The organism is Saccharothrix texasensis, from assembly GCF_003752005.1.
GTDB classification, from domain to species: domain Bacteria; phylum Actinomycetota; class Actinomycetes; order Mycobacteriales; family Pseudonocardiaceae; genus Actinosynnema; species Actinosynnema texasense.
Genome location: NZ_RJKM01000001.1, coordinates 1394208 through 1411286 on the forward strand (window position 1 = coordinate 1394208; position 17079 = coordinate 1411286).

11 protein-coding genes are annotated in these 17079 nt (G+C 72.6%); 3 read left to right on the forward strand and 8 right to left on the reverse strand.

Annotation, left to right across the window (positions count from 1 at the left end):
• Positions 1–129: 129 nt before the first annotated feature.
• The 7 genes from EDD40_RS05200 to EDD40_RS05230 all read right to left on the reverse strand — a co-directional run bounded on the left by EDD40_RS05200 (position 130) and on the right by EDD40_RS05230 (position 11770).
• A complete protein-coding gene (locus EDD40_RS05200; protein WP_148088690.1) occupies positions 130–4950 on the reverse strand; it encodes a ThuA domain-containing protein in 4821 nt (1606 codons plus the stop codon).
• Positions 4951–5014: 64 nt separating this feature from the next.
• Positions 5015–5872 carry a sugar phosphate isomerase/epimerase family protein gene (locus tag EDD40_RS05205; RefSeq protein WP_123741874.1) on the reverse strand — a complete coding sequence of 286 codons (858 nt, stop codon included), beginning with the start codon at positions 5870–5872 and terminating at the stop codon, positions 5015–5017.
• A gap of 28 nt (positions 5873–5900) precedes the next feature.
• Entirely contained in the window at positions 5901–7082 is a 1182-nt protein-coding gene (locus EDD40_RS05210) for a substrate-binding domain-containing protein (protein ID WP_123741875.1), read from the reverse strand.
• Complete coding sequence (locus EDD40_RS05215; protein WP_123741876.1) at positions 7079–8113, reverse strand: ABC transporter permease; 1035 nt, start codon at positions 8111–8113, stop codon at positions 7079–7081. Before EDD40_RS05215 ends, EDD40_RS05210 begins: the two co-directional genes overlap by 4 nt.
• Positions 8110–9030, reverse strand: a complete 921-nt coding sequence (locus EDD40_RS05220) for an ABC transporter permease (protein ID WP_236595164.1) — start codon at positions 9028–9030, stop codon at positions 8110–8112. Before EDD40_RS05220 ends, EDD40_RS05215 begins: the two co-directional genes overlap by 4 nt.
• Before the next feature lie 89 nt (positions 9031–9119).
• Positions 9120–10622 (reverse strand): sugar ABC transporter ATP-binding protein, encoded by a 1503-nt coding sequence (locus EDD40_RS05225; protein ID WP_246037423.1) that lies wholly within the window; start codon positions 10620–10622, stop codon positions 9120–9122.
• Complete coding sequence (locus tag EDD40_RS05230; protein ID WP_246037425.1) at positions 10619–11770, reverse strand: Gfo/Idh/MocA family oxidoreductase; 1152 nt, start codon at positions 11768–11770, stop codon at positions 10619–10621. Before EDD40_RS05230 ends, EDD40_RS05225 begins: the two co-directional genes overlap by 4 nt.
• A 163-nt stretch (positions 11771–11933) precedes the next feature.
• On the opposite strand from EDD40_RS05230, the gene EDD40_RS05235 reads away from it, so the two are divergent.
• The 3 genes from EDD40_RS05235 (at position 11934) to EDD40_RS05245 (ending at position 15921) form a co-directional block, all read left to right on the forward strand.
• A complete protein-coding gene (locus tag EDD40_RS05235; RefSeq protein WP_123741878.1) occupies positions 11934–13112 on the forward strand; it encodes an ROK family transcriptional regulator in 1179 nt (392 codons plus the stop codon).
• A gap of 40 nt (positions 13113–13152) precedes the next feature.
• Positions 13153–14190, forward strand: a complete 1038-nt coding sequence (locus tag EDD40_RS05240) for a family 2 encapsulin nanocompartment cargo protein polyprenyl transferase (RefSeq protein ID WP_281277745.1) — start codon at positions 13153–13155, stop codon at positions 14188–14190.
• A gap of 336 nt (positions 14191–14526) precedes the next feature.
• Positions 14527–15921 (forward strand): family 43 glycosylhydrolase, encoded by a 1395-nt coding sequence (locus EDD40_RS05245; protein ID WP_123741879.1) that lies wholly within the window; start codon positions 14527–14529, stop codon positions 15919–15921.
• Between the two features lie 48 nt (positions 15922–15969).
• On the opposite strand, the gene rhaS is transcribed toward EDD40_RS05245, so the two are convergent.
• Complete coding sequence (gene rhaS / locus EDD40_RS05250; protein WP_123741880.1) at positions 15970–17055, reverse strand: rhamnose ABC transporter substrate-binding protein; 1086 nt, start codon at positions 17053–17055, stop codon at positions 15970–15972.
• Between the last annotated feature and the right edge of the window lie 24 nt (positions 17056–17079).

Below are 17079 nucleotides of genomic sequence, written 5' to 3' on the forward strand. Positions count from 1 at the left end.
TCACTCAAGATCCGGTCACCGACCGGTGCCGGGACGCGGACGTCCCGGCACCGGTCGGGCGGGGGCGCGGTCCGGCAACCGCCCCCCCACGCGCGGGTGGCCGGAGCGCGGCGGCTCCGGCCATCGCGTTCAGCTACCGCTCGCCTGGCTCCGCAGCGCCGCGATCACCACCCCGGCGTCGGCGACGAGCAGGTCCCGCACGGCCCGGTCGCCCACCTTGCGGGAGACCGCGTCGCGGAAGCCCTCCAACTCCCCGATCGCCTTGGCGGGCTTGCCATCGAACAGCAACCGCCGGGCGTCGTCCAGGTCGCGGTCCAGTCCGCGGGAGACGGACGACGTGATCCGCCGTTCCGCCGCGAACCGGTCGACCAGGGCCTGCAGGTCGGGCAGCGAGGTCGTGACGGTGAACGACACCACCACGTCGCGCCTGTTGCCCGCCTTGTCGGTCGCGGTCAGCGCCAAGGTGTGGGCGCCGAGCGCGAGGGTGTGCATGGCGACGCCCGTGCCCGAGGTGATCGGCCGGCCGTCGAGCGCGGCGGTGACCGAGGCGATCCCGGACGCGGCGTCCTCGCCCTGCCAGGAGACCGCCTTGTCCTCGGCGTGGCCGTAGCTCACGCCGTCGTGCAGCCCGGTGAGCTTCACCGCCGGCGCGTTCGCGTCGACCTTGACCGACACCGAGCCGGGTTCGGACCTGTTGCCCCGCACGTCGGTGGCCCGGTACCGCACCGCGTGGGCGCCGTCACCGGTCACCGGGAACGGCGCGGTGTAGGGCCGCCAGTCGCCGCCGTCGATCCGGTACTCGGTGCTCGCCACACCGGAGCCGGCGTCCACCGCGTCGAGCGCCACGGTCGGCGCCGCGGTCCACCAGCCGTCCGCGCCGGTGGGTCCGGCCGGGTCGACGGTCGCCGTGACCTCCGGCGCGGTGGTGTCCACGCCGGTCACCCGGAACCAGTCGAAGTCGACCGTCACCGGGCCCATGGTCTGGCTCGGGCCGATCGCCATCAGGCCGAACTTCGCGTTCGGCACGTCGTTCGTCACCGGGTCGCCCATCGACGTCCAGGTGGTGCCGCCGTCGCTGATCTCGCCGCGGTAGGTGTTGCCCTCCTTCTTCAGCCGGAGGTGCCACCACCCGCTCTCGGGGGTGCCGATGGCGAGGGCCCGGTTGCCGCCGTTGCCGAACGAGCCGTCGTTCTCGGAGACGAGCTCCGCGCCCAGCGTCACGGCCTGCCCCGGCGTGTTGCGCGCGACGACGTCGAACTTCACGTAGTCGTCGTCGCCGCCGTACACCATGAACCCGGCGAGCTGCCACTGCTCGACCACCGGCGCGGCCACCCTCGTCTCCACCGTCCAGTCGCCCGCGGGCGCGGTCTGCAGGACGAAGTTGCGCGGGCCGTCGTTCGCGGAGCCGTTGATGTCGCCCGGCAGGGTGTCGATGCTCAGCACGCCGTCACCCATCCGCATCGACGCCAGGTCCGGCCGCACGACGGCGTTCCAGCGGCACCCGTCGAGCCGGTCGCCGTCGAACTCGTCGCTCGGCGGGAGGGCCGGGTTGGGCGTGTCGCAGGTGACGGGCGGCATCGGCGGGTCGCGCACGAGCACCGGCGTGGACACCTTCTTGGTCCGACCGGCCACGTCGGTGACCGTCACGGACGCGTGGTAGGTGCCGTCCGCCGCGTAGGTGTGCTCCACCGTGGCGCCCGACGCCGACGTGCCGTCACCGAGGTCCCACGAGTAGGTGAACGGCGCGTCGTCCTCCGCGTCGGTCGCCGTCGCGGTGAGCCTGGTGGTGAACGGCGCGGTGCCGGTCGCCGGGTCGGCCGTGACGACCACGTGCGGCGCGGCGTTGACCGACACGCCCTTGCCGATGAACGTGAACGAGTCGAGCGTGAACCGGTTGGCCGGGCCGCGGAACACCGCGACCAGCTTCATCGTGCCGCCGGGGTCGGCGACCGCGACCTCGGGTGCGGCCGCGTACCGGTCGATCCCGCCGGTGTCGGGCACCGCGATGGTGGCGACCAGCTCGCCGGTCGGCGAGTCCTCGCGCAGCTCGATCGAGCCGCCGGAGCCCGTCGAGGCCACCCGGGCGGTGACGCGGTCGATGCGGTGCAGGTTCACCGGGTGGAAGGCGATCCAGTCGCCGTCGCCGATGTCGCCGACCCGCTTGCCCGACTCGGCGGCCGGGTCCGACGTGATCAGCACGCCCGAGGACTCCTGGTGGAACTCGGCCTGCTTGTGCTTGGGCTGGATCACCGCGAGGTCGCGGCCCACCAGCGGCGGCAGGTCGCCGGCTCCGCCGTCGGTGTAGGAGGCGTCGACGGAGTAGAAGATGTCCGCGTCGGCGTGGCCCTCGTCCACCAGGGTGGCGAACTCGCCCTCGCAGGCGTTGATCTGGTCGATCGGGTGCGCGTGCGCCTCATGGCCGAGCGCGGGTTGCAGGACCGCCTTGGAGCAGTCCGGCTGCCCGTCCTCCGGGTCGGTGATGTCGAGGTCGAACGCCACCTCGTCGCCGAAGTCGAAGAACCCGCCGTCGACCGGCGACGCCATGGTCACCGACGGCGCGGTGTTGCCCACCGTCACCTGGACGTTGGTCACGCCGCTCTTGCCCGAGGGGTCGGTCACGGTGAGCTGCGCGTTGTACACGCCGTTCGACCGGTAGGTGTGGGTCGGCTCGGCCTCGGTGGACGAGCCGCCGTCGCCGAAGGTCCACGCGTAGGTCAGCTCGGCGCCTTCGGGGTCGGCCGACCCGGCGCCGGAGAACCCGACCGGCAGCGGCGCCCGGCCCGAGGACGGGGTGGCCGTCGCCTTCGCGGTCGGCCGGCGGTTGCCCCGGGTGTAGTCGATCCGGTAGATGCCGGAGTCCGGGTTGTCCCGGCCGTAGCCGCCGCCCCACTCCACCACGTACATCGCGCCGTCCGGACCGAACTTCACGTCCATCGGAGCCAGCGGCGCGGCGCCCCTGAACCACTCGTTGATCTTGAGCAGCCCGCCCTGGTCGTCCTGCGAGAACGTCCAGAACTTGTTGCGCGCCCAGTCGTAGAAGAACGGCTTGCCGTCGTAGTACTCGGGGAACTTGACGTCCGAGGCCAGGTCCGGGTCGAACTCGTAGCGCGGCCCGGCCATCGGGGCCTCGCCGCCGGCGCCCATCTCGGGGAACTCGTCGCCCTCGGCGCCGTTGCCGTACCACACGACGGCCGGCTTGGCGGCGGGCAGCGCGGTCAGGCCGGTGTTGTTCGGCGAGTCGTTCACCGGGTTGCCGCAGTCGAACTTCGCCTTGGACGTGTTGGTGGCGAAGTCGAAGTCGTTGAACGGGGTGTTGTCGCCCACGCAGTAGGGCCAGCCGTAGTTGCCGGGCTCCTCGACCACATTCCACTCGACGATGCCGCCGGGGCCGCGCGACGGGTTGTCCCCGCCCGCGTCCGGGCCGTAGTCCGCCAGGTGGAGGGTGCCGTCGGAGGCGACGTTGAAGCGGAACGGGTTGCGGAAGCCCATGGCGTAGATCTCGGGCCGGGTCTTCGCCGTGCCCGGCGCGAACAGGTTGCCCGCCGGGACGGTGTAGGTGCCGTCCGCCTCCGGGTGCACGCGCAGGATCTTGCCGCGCAGGTCGTTCGTGTTCGCCGAGGTCTTCTGCGCGTCGAACAGGTCGCGGCCCGGCCGCTCGTCCACCGGGGCGTACCCGCTGGACTGGAACGGGTTGGTGTCGTCGCCGACGCCGATGTACAGGTTCCCGTTCGGCCCGAACTCGAGGTACCCGCCGGTGTGACCGGGCTCCTCGCGGCGCGACGCCGGGATCTCCAGCAGGACCTTCTCGCTGTCGGGCCGGATCACGTCGCCCTCGACGGTGAACCGCGAGACCCGGTTGACCTCGGCCGTGCCCGACGGCGAGTAGTACGCGTACAGGTGGTTGCTGGTGGCGAAGTCCGGCGCCAGGGCCAGCGACACCAGGCCGTCCTCGCCACCGCTGTAGACGGGCAGGGACAGCGCCGTGGAGGTGGCGCCGGTGGCCGGGTCGTGCACGCGGATCTCACCGAGCAACTCGGTGTAGAACACTCGGCCGTCCGGCGCGATGTCCAGCGTGGTCGGCGCGCGGGTGGCGTCGTCCAGGGTCACCTTCTCGAAACTGGCGTCGACGGTCGCGCCGCAGTCGGAGGACACGACGCCGGCGGCGGTGCGGATGCCGCCCAGCACGTGGGCGACGAAGTCCGGCTCGGTGTAGTCGGCGGCGTTGTGGCCCATGCCGGTCGCCCACACCCGGCCGCCCTCGGCGTCACGGCACCAGCTGATCGGGTGGTCGTGGCCCATGGCCTCGGAGCCCGGGTCGTAGGTCTTCTCGTCCACCTCGACCAGCGGGTGCACCTTGCCGCGCATGCTCGGCTTGAAGTTGTACCACTCCTCGGCCTTGCGCCAGCGGTCCGGCAGGTGCCTGGTCGACTCGTGCACCTCGTCCACCTGGTAGGAGGTGGCGGTGAGGCCGTTGGCGGAGTGCGCGGTCATGTGCGCGCCGCCGTTGACGAAGTCGTCCCACCACGGGAACGACGACTCGATGTTCATGTCCGTCGCGTTGTGGATGGCGACGATGCCGCCGCCGTCGTTGACGAACTTCTTCACGGCCGCGCGCTGGGCGTCGGTGTCCCAGACCATGCCGCCGTTCTGGAGCATGACGACGACGTCGAAACCGGCCAGGTTCGCGTCGGTGAACTGGGTGGCGTCCTCGCTGTGCACCACCTCGAAGTGGTGCTCCGCGGCGAGCTTCTCGACCATCGCGACACCGGCCGGGATCGAGTCGTGCCGGTAGGCGCCCGCGGCGGTCTTGGTGAACAGCAGGGCTCGGAACTCGGCCGGCGCGTCGTGGCCGGGGTGCGCCGTCGCGGTCGCCGGCAGCAAGCCGACCACGACGAGGGATGCCAGCACCAGGGCGAGGACGGTGCGCAAGCGGACAACAGGGGTTCTCACGATCCTCCACACGCTTTCTGTTCCGCCCGGCGTGCCGGCGCCGGTGAGTGGTGGGTGACGCCGGTCAGCCGGTGCCGATCACCTCCCTGAGGAACGCCAGCCCGTCGACGGCGAGCGCGTCCTGGGTCCGCGCGAGTGGGCGCCAGACGGACGCGGCGGTCGCGATGCTCGCGTTCTCGCCGGTGAACGACTCGATGCACAGCGGGCCGGTGTAGCCGGCCTCGGCGAGCGCGGCGAGGACGTCGGGCCAGTCGAGGTGGTCGTCGCCGGGCGTGCCGCGGTCGTTGCCGCACACCTGGACGTGCGCGATCCGGCCCCGGGCCGACCGGATCGCGTCGCCGACGTGCTTCTCCTCGATGTTCTGGTGGTAGACGTCGACCGCGACGCCGCACCCGTCGGCGGGCAGGCCGTCCAGCGCCGCGAGGGTCTGCCCGATCGTGTTGAGCAGGCTGGTCTCGTAGCGGTTGAGCGGTTCGACGGCGACCCGGACGCCCGCCGCGCGGGCGTGCTCGACCACCGGCGCCAGGTTGTCGCGCAGCTCGGCCAGCGCGTCGTGCCGCTGCCGCTGCGACATGCGCCACGTGCGGCCGACCGAGGCGTAGGCCGGGCCGGCGATGACCGGCGAACCGACCTCCACCGCGATGTCCACGACCCGCCGGAGGTAGTCCTGGGTGGTGGCGACGGTCGCGGGGTCCGCCGCCACCAGCTCCCGGCCCGGCGGCATCACCAGGCACACGGTGGCGGCGAGCCCGTGGTCCGCCAGCACCCGCGCGGCGTGCGCCGGGTCCCAGTCGCCGACCTCCTCCACCGGGAGTTCGAGCACGTCGAACCCCCAGCCGACCGCGCGGGTGGCCAGTTCGGCGAGCGTCGCGTCGCGCAGCGGCGACGTCCAGACCCAGGTGCTCACACCGATCGCGTGCACTGCTGCTCCGTTCGGGCGGGTGACGGGACTACTTCCAGGGCGCCGGGTAGCCGGCCATCGACTCGCACCCGCACATGGCGTAGTGCAGCGGCGGCATGTCCTGCCGGAGGAAGCTCTGGAGGGTGTCCTGGGTGACCTTCGGCTGCGGCAGCACCCACTCCTTGGGCACCTGCCGGCCGTTGAGGACCTGCAACGCGGCGATGACGGGGGTGCGCCACTGGTAGGTCGGGTAGGTCGGGGCGACCGCGGTCATCTTCTGGTCGGCCCACATCCGCAGGAAGTCCTGCTGGTCCTCGCCGACGAACGCCGGGATCGGGACACCCGCGTCCTGGAACGCCTCGACCGCGGCGACGGCGGTCGCGCCCGCGTCCATCCACACGCCGTCGATCTGGCCCTCGCGCTGGATGTAGTCGTTGACGATGCTCTTGGTCTTGGCCGCGTCGCCGTCGGTGAACTCGACGCCGACGACCTTCAGCTCGCTGCCGGAGAAGATCTCGTTGGCCGCCGCCCACCGCTGCTCCAGCACGTCCACGCCCGGCAGGATGCGCAGGGCGAGGACCTTGCCGCCGGCCTTCACCTTCTCCTTCAGGAACTCCGCGCCGTCCGCCCCGAACGCGAACCCGCCGATCGGGTGGATGAACGTGACGGGGCAGGTGGAGTTGACGCCGCGGTCGAACACGATCACCGGGACGTTCGTCTTGCACGCCGCCTCGATCGCCGGGGTCAGGGTCGCCGTCGTGTTCGGCGAGACGATCAGGGCGCTGCACCCCTGGGAGGCGAAGGACTGGATGTCGCTGATCTGCTTGTCGTCCTTGGCCTCCGCGTCGAGCACGGTGAACTTGGTGATCTCCGGGTGCAGCTTCACCTCCTCCTTCATGGTGGTGAAGCCGACCTGCCGCCACGGGTTGTTCACCGCGGCGTTGGAGAAGCACAGGTGGTAGTCGCCGCCGGGCTTGGCGAACTTCGCCGTGTCGACCAGCTCAGGCGAGATCATCTGCTCCCACGGCTTGTCGGCCGGACCTTCGGCGGCCGTCGAGCGGGACTTCGTCTGGCGCTCGTACAGCGCCTGGTCGAAGAACTCCGACTTCGCGCCGGCGTCCTTGGACGCGCCCGTCGTGCCGGGCGTGCCGGTGTCGGCGGGCAGGTCGCTGCTGCAGCCGGCCATGGCCAGCAGGCCCGCGACGGCCACGACGGACCACTTCCTGTTCATCGGTTCTCCTTGTGCGGCGGTGACTGGCGGCGGGCGGGCTCGGGCGGGCCCGCGCGGGACCGGAGGGCGAGGCGCGGGTTCACGCCGAGGGCGGCGTAGGCGACGGCGGCGATGATGATCACGCCTTGGACGGCGGACTCCAGCGCGCCGGCGACGCCGAGCAGGTTGAGCAGCGAGAAGAGGGCTTCGAGGGTCAGCGCGCCGGCGGCCGCGGCGACGACGGAACCGCGCCCGCCGCCGAGCAGGACGCCACCGAGCACGACGGCGGTGATGGCGCGGAACTCCAGTCCCTCGCCCACCTGGGCCGACACGCCGGCGAACCCGCCGAGCAGGATCGCGGCCAGCGCCGCGAGCAGCCCCGACAGGACGAACGCCAGCACCTTCAGCCGGTCCACCCGACCGCCGGCCAGGCGCACCGCGTTCTCGTTGTCCCCCACCGCGACCAGCGTGCGGCCGGTGCCGCCGCGCATGAACAGCACGGCGGCGACCAGCACGGCGAGCAGGATCACCACCGACCACGGCAGGTGGCCCAGGACCGGCAGGTCGACCCCGCCGCGACCGAACACGCGGAACGACGGCGACAGCGCGCCGCGCGGCGCGCCACCGGTCCACAGGAACACCGCACCGTCGAGGATGAGCAGCATCCCCAGCGTCACGATGAACGACGGCACCAGCAGCTTGGTCGTGATCAGGCCGTTGACCAGGCCGACCAGCAGACCGAACCCGAGCAGCAGCACGATCACCCACGGGGTGTTCGCGTCGTCCCCTTCGATCAACCGCGCGGCGATGACGACCTCGGCGGTGACCAGCGAGCCGACCGACAGGTCGAACCCGCCGGAGACGATCACGAAGTACTGGCCGATCGCGAGGAGCACCAGGGGGGCGGCGCGCTTGAGCAGCGCCAGGTACCCGGCGGGTTCGGAGTAGGCGGGTCCGGCGAAGGCCAGTGCCACCAGCAGCACCGCGAGCACCGCCAGCACGGGCGCGGTGCCGTCCGCCAGTCGGGGACGCCACGTGGTCGGCGCGGTCACGCGGACCTCCTGGAGTGCTTGCGGCGTGCGTAGAGGGCCACCGCGACGATGAGGACGATGCCGCGCACGACGTCCTTGAAGAAGGGGTCGACCGCGAGGTCGTCGAAGACGGTGTCGAGGGTGGCCAGGATGAGGACGCCGCCGATCGTGCCGACGACACCGCCGCGACCGCCCGCGAGCGCCGTGCCGCCGAGCACGACGGCCGCGATGGACTCCAGGTCGTACCCGGCGTCCGTGCCGACGTACGGCGCGCCCGATCCGAGCCGGCTGGCCAGGAACACCCCGGCGAGACCGGCGGCCACGGCGCACAGCACGTGGGCGGTGACGATCGTGCGGCCGGTGCGGACGCCGGACAGCCGCGCCACGTCCACGTCACCGCCGACCGCGTAGGTGTGGTAGCCGCCCCGCGTGCGCTTGAGGTACCACCACGCCAGCGCGGCGACGAGCAGCATGAGCAGCACGCCGATCGGGACCGGTCCGATGCGGTCGAACCCGAGGTGCTGGAACGCGCGCGGCACGCTGCCCGCCGGTCCGGTGTAGTTCTGCTCCAGGTAGCCGCGCAGGATCAGCGCCACGCCGAGGGTCGCGATGAACGCGTTGACCTTGAGGACGGTGACGACCAGGCCGTTCACCAGGCCGACGACGGCGGCGACGGCGAGCGCCAGCAGCACGCCGGGCAGCATCATCCCGTCGCTGCCCGCCATCGTCTCGGCCGCCACCAGCGAGCACAGCCCGACCAGGTAGGCCACGGACAGGTCGAGCGAGCCGGAGATGATCACGATGGTCTGCCCGACCGCGACCAGCCCGAGCACGGTGCTGCGGGTCAGGATGTTGAGGATGCCGCCCTGGTCGAGCAGCACGCCGCCTTGCAGGCCGACCAGGATGCTGCCGACCACGAGGAGCGCCGCCAGGGCCAGGTAGACGGTGACGGTCGGTGTGAGGGTGAACCGCCGGGACGCGGTGCGGGCCGCCCCGCGCGTGGCCTCGGCCTCCTGCCGCACGACGCTCACGCCACCTCCCCGATGCCGTGCCCGGTGGCCAGCCCCATGACGGCCTCCTCACTGGCGCCGGCGGGCAGCTCGCCCGCGATCGTGCCTTCGTGGACGACGAGGATCCGGTCGCTCATGCCGATCAGCTCCGGCAGCTCCGACGAGATCATCAGGACCGCGACCCCGTTGCGCGCCAGGTCGCGCAGCAGTCGGTGCACGGCCTGCTTCGCGCCGACGTCGATGCCCCGCGTCGGCTCGTCCACGACGAGCACGCGCGGCCCCACGGCCAGCCACTTGGCCAGCACGACCTTCTGCTGGTTGCCACCCGACAGGTAGCGGACCTCCTGGTGCTCGCCCCGCGCGACGACCGCCACCGACTTCAGCAGCGCGGCCAGGTCGGACCGCTTGCGCCCGCCGCCGCCGGGCAGCGCGGCCCGCCGCACGAGCAGCGCGTTGTCCCGGATGGACTGCCGCAGGGCCAGCCCCTCGCCCTTGCGGTCCTCGGTGACGTAGCCGAGGCCCAGGCGGACCGCGGTGCGCGGGTCGGTGACGCGCCGGGGCTCGCCGTCGACTTCGAGCGTGCCGGAGGTGAACGGCTCGACGCCCCAGATCGCCCGCGCGATGGCCGACCGGCCGGAGCCCTGGAGCCCGGCGATGCCGACGACCTCCCCGGACCGCAGCTCGAACGTCACGCCGCGGACCCGGCCGTTGCCCGCGCCGCGCAGCGCCAACCGGACGTCGCCGATGTCGGACGCGGTCGCGCGGTCGGGGTAGAGCGCGTCGAGGGAGCGCCCGACCATGTGGCGGACGAGCTGGTCGGAGGTCAGCTCGGCGGTCGGGGCGGTGGTGACGAACGCGCCGTCCTTGAGCACGGTGATCCGCCGGCTGAGGTCGAACACCTCGCGCATCCGGTGCGAGACGTAGAGGATCGCGATCCCCCGCGCGCGTAACCGCCCGACCAGGTCGTAGAGCAGCTCCACCTCGTGGTCGGCCAGCGCGGCGGTCGGCTCGTCCATCGCCAGCACCCTGGCGTCGGTGGACAGCGCTTTCACGATCTCGACGACCTGCTTCCGGGCCACCGACAGCCGGCTGACCTGCCCGGCCGGGTCGATGCCCTCCTCGCCGAGCCAGTCGAGCAGCCCCTTGGTGTCCGCCTCCATCTTCCGGCGGTCCACCTGGCCCCGGCGGACCGGTTCGCGGCCCAGGTACACGTTCTCCGCGACGGTGCGGTGCTCCAGCAGGGTGAACTCCTGGTGGATGATCGCGATGCCCCTCGCCTGGGCGTCGCGCGGCGTGCCGAACACGACCGGCTCGCCGTCGACCTCGACCTGGCCCGAGTCCGGCCGGTGCACGCCCGCGAGCACCTTGAGCAGCGTCGACTTGCCCGCGCCGTTCTCGCCCATGAGCGCGTGCACTTCGCCCGCGCGCAGGTCGAGGTCGACGCCGCGCAGCACCGGCACCCCGAGGAAGCTCTTGGTGATCCCGGTGAGCCGGACCACGACCTCGCCGGCGGCGGTCACCTGCCCACCCCGGTCCGATCGTCGGCTCCGCCGACGGGAGTCCGCTCGTCAGCTCCGCCGACGGAAGTCCGCTCGTCAGCTCCGCCGACGGAAGTCCACGCCCCGGCGGACGCGGCGGACGCCAGGACCGCGTCGGTGATCCGGGCCGCCCGCAGCCCGTCGGCGAACGTCGGCAGGCCGTCGGGCTGGTCCTCCCCCAGCACGGCGCGGTAGGTGTCGGCGACGAAGGCGTCGAAGCAGTCCTGGTAGCCCTGCGCGTGCCCGGCGGGCAGGCGCGCGTACTTCGCCGCCGCCGCCGACAGCGTCTCCGGGTCGCGGAGCAGCACCTGGTTGCCCTCGCGCCTGCCCACCCACAGGCGCTCCGGGTCCTCCTGGTCGAACGCGAAGCTCGACTCGGTGCCGGAGACCTCCAGGTGCAGCCGGTTCTTCCGGCCGGCCGCGACCTGCGAGACCACCAGCGTGCCGAGGACACCGGAGCCGGTGGTGAACTGGACGACCGCCGCGTCCTCCGTCGGCGTGGCCGACGACCGGGTGCGCGGCTGGACCGTCGCCGTCTGGGCGGACAGCCGGTGGATCCGGTCGCCGGTGACGAACTCGAACAGGTCGCACCAGTGCGAGCCGATGTCGGCGAACGCCCGGGACGGGCCGCCGACCGCCGGGTCCACCCGCCAGTCGTCGTCGCCCGGCCGGGACAGCCAGTCCTGGAGGTACCCGCCGCTGACCGTGGACACCACGCCCGCCTGACCGCTCGCCAGCCTGGCCCGCAGCTCGCGCACCATCGGGTGGAACCGGTAGACGAACGGCACCGCGGTCACCCGGCCGGCGGCGACCGCCGCGTCGACCAGGCCTTCGGCCTGGGCGGCGCCGACGGCCAGGGGCTTCTCGCAGACGACGTGCGCGCCCGCGGCCAGCGCGGCCTCCACCGCCTCCGCGTGCCGGACGTTGGGCGTGCACACGTGCACCACGTCGGCCCCGGCCTCGGCGAGCAGCGAGGCCAGGTCGGGGTAGCCGCGTTCCGCGCCCACGGTCCCCGCGGCGTGGTCGGCGCCACCCGGGGTGCTCGCGACCGCGGCGACCACCGCGGCACCCGCCCGGCGCGCCGCCTCGGCGTGCACGCGGCCCATGAACCCGGCACCCACCACGGCCACGCGCGGCGTCCGGGGCCCGGCACGACCGCTGTCGGCCGCTGGAGTTAGGTGGGTCACAGTCATGCGGCGAACCGTAAGATGACTAATGGCGGATGTCAACCAAAAGTCGGACATGTTTCGACGGTTGACGCCGTATGACCGTCAGCTCTGGTTCAATTGAGGTGTGAAAGAAGACGTTTCCACCGTCGGCGCCGCGTCTCCGGGGGAGCTGCTGCGCCTGCTCCGCGACGGCGTGCCCCGCACCCGCTCCGAACTCACCGCGGTGACGGGCCTGGCCCGGTCGACCGTGCGAGCCAGGTTGGACGCGCTGCTGGACGCCGGACTCGTCAGCGACGGTGGCAGCGAGGCCTCGACCGGCGGGCGCCCGGCCGGCCGGTTCGTGTTCAACGCCCGCGCGAGGGTCGTCCTCGCCGCCGAGGTGGGCGCCACCCACGCCACCATCGCGGTGACCGACCTGGCCGGCACGCCGTTGGCGGAGGGCCGGTTCGAGCAGGACATCGCCGAGGGCCCGGACGTGGTGCTGCCCCGGCTGGTCGCCGCCTGGCGGTCGTTGCTGGAGGACGCCGACCTGGATTCGATGCGCGTGGCGGGGGTGGGCATCGGCCTGCCCGGCCCCGTCGAGCACTCCACCGGCCGGCCGAACAACCCGCCGATCATGCCCGGGTGGGACGGCTACGACGTGCCGGGCCGCATCGGCGCCGAGTTCGGGGTCCCGGTGCTGGTCGACAACGAGGTCAACCTCATGGCGCTGGGCGAGCACACGAAGTGCTTCCCGGAGGCCGAGCACCTCATCGTGATCAAGGTGGCCACCGGCATAGGTTCCGGGTTCATCAGCAACGGCATGCTGCACCGCGGCGCGGTGGGCGCGGCGGGCGACCTCGGCCACATCCTCGCCCCGCACGCCGGCGACGTGCCGTGCCGCTGCGGCAACACCGGCTGCCTCGAAGCGGTCGCCAGCGGGTCCGCCATCGCGGCGGCGTTGCGCGCCAAGGGCGTCGAGGCGCACACGAGCGCCGACGTGGTCGCGCTGGTCCGGGCGGGCAACCTCGAAGCCGGCCAGGCCGTGCGGCAGGCGGGCCGCAACATCGGCGAGGTCCTCGCCGCCTGCGTGAGCATGTTCAACCCGTCGCTGATCGTCGTGGGCGGCACCGTGGCGCTGGCCGGCGAGATGCTGCTGGCCGGTGTGCGCGAGGCGATCTACCGGCGCTCCCTGCCGCTGGCCACCGGGAACCTCCGGATCGTCCCCTCGCAGGCCGGTGACGACGCCGGCGTCCTCGGCGCGGCGGCGATGGTCGTGCAGCACGTCCTCTCGCCGGACGTGGTCGACCGGCAACTGGCCTGACCCGGCGGCTCCCCCCGACCCGACCGACCCGGAGGTGCCCGTGCCACCCGAAGCCACCGCCCCCACCCGATCGGTCCACGAGGTCGTGGCGTGGAGCCGCGGCATGGTGCAGCCGGCCCTGCGCGCCGCCGTCGACGGGCTGCCCGCTTCGGTGCGGCACGTCGCCGGCTACCACCTGGGGTGGTGGGACGAGCACGGCCACCCGACCGACGCCGGCGGGGGCAAGGCGATCCGCCCGGTGCTGGTCCAGCTGGCGGCCGAGGCGGTCGGCGGCTCGGCGGCCACCGCCGTGCCGGCCGCCGCCGCGGTCGAGCTGGTGCACGACTTCACGCTGCTGCACGACGACGTGCTCGACGGTGACCGGACCCGGCGGCACCGGCCGGCCGCGTGGCACGTCTTCGGCGTGCCGGCCGCCGTCCTCGCCGGGGACGCGATGCTGGCGCTGGCCTTCGACGTGCTCGCCGCCAGCGGCCACCCGGCCGCGCTGACCGGCGTGCGCGTGCTCAACGCGGCGGTGCTCGACCTCGTCGACGGCGAGCACGCCGACCTCGCGTTCGAGGGCAGGCACGACATCGGGGTGGCCGAGTGCGTGGCGATGGCGGAGCGCAAGACCGGTGGCCTGCTGGCCTGCGCCTGCGCCCTGGGCGCGGTGTTCGCCGGCGCCGGGCCGGACGAGGTCGCGGGCCTGCGCGACTTCGGCCTGCGCCTCGGGGTGGCGTTCCAGCACGTGGACGACCTGCTGGGGATCTGGGGCGACGAGGCCGTGACCGGCAAGCCGGTGCACGGCGACCTGCGGGCCCGCAAGAAGTCCCTGCCGGTGGTCGCCGCCCTGACCTCGGGCACACCGGCCGGGCGGGAGCTGGCCGCGCTGTACGAGGGGGACGGGCGGCCGGTGGCCGACGACCCGGCCCGCGCGGCGCGCCTGGTCGAGGCGGCCGGCGGGCGCGCGTGGAGTGAGCGGCAGGCCGAACTGCTCCTGGACCAGGCGTTGCGCCTGCTCGACTCGGTCGCGTCCGCACCGCGCGCGGCGGCGGAGCTGGCCGGTCTCGCCCGGGCGATCGTGCGTCGCGACCACTGATCGAGGGACCACTGATCGAGGCTCCCGGGCCCGACCGGCGGGGCACCTTACGCCCCACGGCTTCTGGACGCCATCCGCCAAAAGCCTCCCGATCGTTCACGCTCCGCACACCCTTGACACCCACATGGTCTTGCTCACACACTAGGACCGGGCGTTGATGTTAGCGCAAACATTCGCCTGCTCCTCCCGGGTCCACGACTGCGCCGTACCGGATGCCCATGGCCAGTCACGGTGCCATGTTAACGCTCACAAGCATGCCCGCCCTTCGAAGCGACCGCCGCGCCCCGGGCCTCCACTCCACGCCATCGCCTGGCAGAACAGAACTCGGAGTCGACCATGCGTCGTCGAACGCGCACCTGCGTGGTGCTGTCCTGTCTCATCGCCGCGACGGTCGCCGTGCCCTCGCCGGCGTTCGCGGACGCGCTGCCGACCGGGGCGCGTTCGCTCGAAGCGGTGAACTTCCCCGGCCGCTACGTCCGGCACCAGGACTACCTCGCCCGGGTCGACCCCGTGACGTCGGCGAGCACGGCGCAGACCAGGCTGGACGCGACGTTCACCGTGATCTCGGGCCTGGCCTCGCCGTCGTGCTACTCCTTCCAGGCCAAGAACGGCTCGTTCCTGCGGCACCTGGACTGGCGGGTGCGCCTCGACGCGAACACCGGCGACGCGCGCTTCCGCGAGGACGCGACGTTCTGCGCGGTGGCCGGGTCGACGTCCGGGTCGGTGTCGCTGACCTCGTTCAGCCACCCGGACCGCAGGATCCGGCACCGCGCCTACGAGTTGTGGCTGGACACCTACCAGGACACGGCCCAGTTCCGCGCGGACAGCTCGTTCCGCCTCACCGCGCCGTGGAGCCCGAAGACCAACAGGGGCCCGGTGATCCCCGGGCTCTACGCCGATCCGCACATCACGAACTTCAACGGCCGCTACTACCTCTACCCGACCACGGACGGGTACGCGGGCTGGGCTTCCCCGTACTACAAGGCGTTCTCCTCGACGGACCTGGTGAACTGGACCGACCACGGCGTGATCCTCGACCACGGGCCGGACGTGTCGTGGGCCGACAACTCCGCCTGGGCGCCCGCCGTGATCGCCAAGAACGGCCGCTACTACCTGTACTTCAGCGGCGGAGCGGCGTCCGGCGACACGGGCAAGCACCTCGGCGTGGCGGTGTCGGACTCCCCCACCGGGCCGTTCCGCGACGCGCTCGGCAGGCCGCTGATCCGCGCGGGCGCGTACTCCGGGCAGGCCATCGACCCCATGGCGTTCACCGACGACACCGGGCAGTCCTACCTGTACTGGGGCAACGGCGCCGCCTACGTCGTGCCGCTCAACGCCGACATGGTCTCGTTCGACCCCGCCAAGGTCCGCGACATCACCCCCAGCGGTTACCGCGAGGCCTCGTTCGTGTTCAAGCGCAACGGGACCTACTACTTCATGTGGTCGGAGAACGACACCCGCAGCGAGGACTACCGGGTCGCCTACGCCACCGGCACGTCCCCGCTCGGACCGTGGACCAAGCGCGGCGTGGTGCTGCAGAAGCGCTTGGAGCTGGGCATCAAGGGACCCGGCCACCACTCGGTGGTGAAGGATCCCGGCAGCGACACCTGGCACGTCGCCTACCACCGGTTCGCCGTGCCCGCCGGCAGCGGCACCAACCGCGAGACCACCGTGGACCGCATGACGTTCAACGCCGACGGCACCATCGCCCCCATCGTGCCGACCCTCTGACCCGGGGCGGGCGCGCGGACCGGGCACCCGGTCCGCGCGCCCGCCGGCTCAGAAGTCGAACTGGTCGATGTTGCCCTGGTCGAACACGGTGGGCGGGCCGAGCACGATGACGCCGTCCGCGCCGATGGTGTACTCGCCGAGCCTGCCCGCCGTGAACTTCTCGCCCTCCGCGCCGGTGATCCGGCCGGACGCGAGCGCGGCGCCGGCGTAGGCGGCGAGGTAGCCGAGGTCGGCGGGGTTCCACAGGGCGAACACCTCGACCGTGCCGTCCTTGACGAACTCGCGCATCTGGTTCGGCGTGCCGAGGCCGGTCAGCGCCACCTTGCCCTTGTGCTCCGAGCCCGACAGGTAGCGCGCCGCCGCCGCGACGCCGACCGTGGTGGGCGAGACGATGCCCTTCAGGTCGGGGTAGGAGCGCAGCAGGCCCTGGGTCTCCTGGAACGACTTCTGGTCCTCGTCGTTGCCGTAGGCGACCGCGACCAGCTCGATCCTGCTGTGCTCGGGCTTCGCCAGCTCCGCGCGCATCAGCTCGATCCACGCGTTCTGGTTGGTCGCGTTCGGCGTCGCCGAGAGGATCGCGATCTTGCCCTCGCCGCCGATCTGCGCGGCGATCAGCTCCACCTGGTTCGCCGCGATGCCCTCGGCGGTCGCCTGGTTGACGAACACGTCCCGGCACTCGGGCTTGGTGTCGGAGTCGAAGGTGACGACCTTGGCGCCCGCCTGCCGCGCGCTGTTGAGCGCGCCGCAGATCGCGTTCGGGTCGTTGGCGGAGGTCGCGATCACGTCGGTCTGCTGCTGCGACAACGTGTTGATGTAGCTGACCTGGGAGGAGGCGCCGGCCTCGGACGGGCCGACCTCCTTGTACCTGCCCTTGAACTCCTCGGTGGCGCTCTTGCCGCCGCCGTCGGCCACGGTGAAGTACGGGTTGTTGACCTGCTTGGGCAGGAACGCCACGTCGAGACCCTCGGCCAGCGGCGCGTCCGGGTCGGCCTGGCCGGTGGCCCGGTCGCCCGCGGGGTTCGCGTCGTCCTCGGAACCACGGGTGGTGCCACCGCACGCGGCGCTGACCAGCACGACCGCCACGGTGGTGGCGATCAGGCCGAGTCGCAGGGTGCGCTTGGGCTGGGTGGACATGGTTCTCCCTCTCTCGGCGGTGAC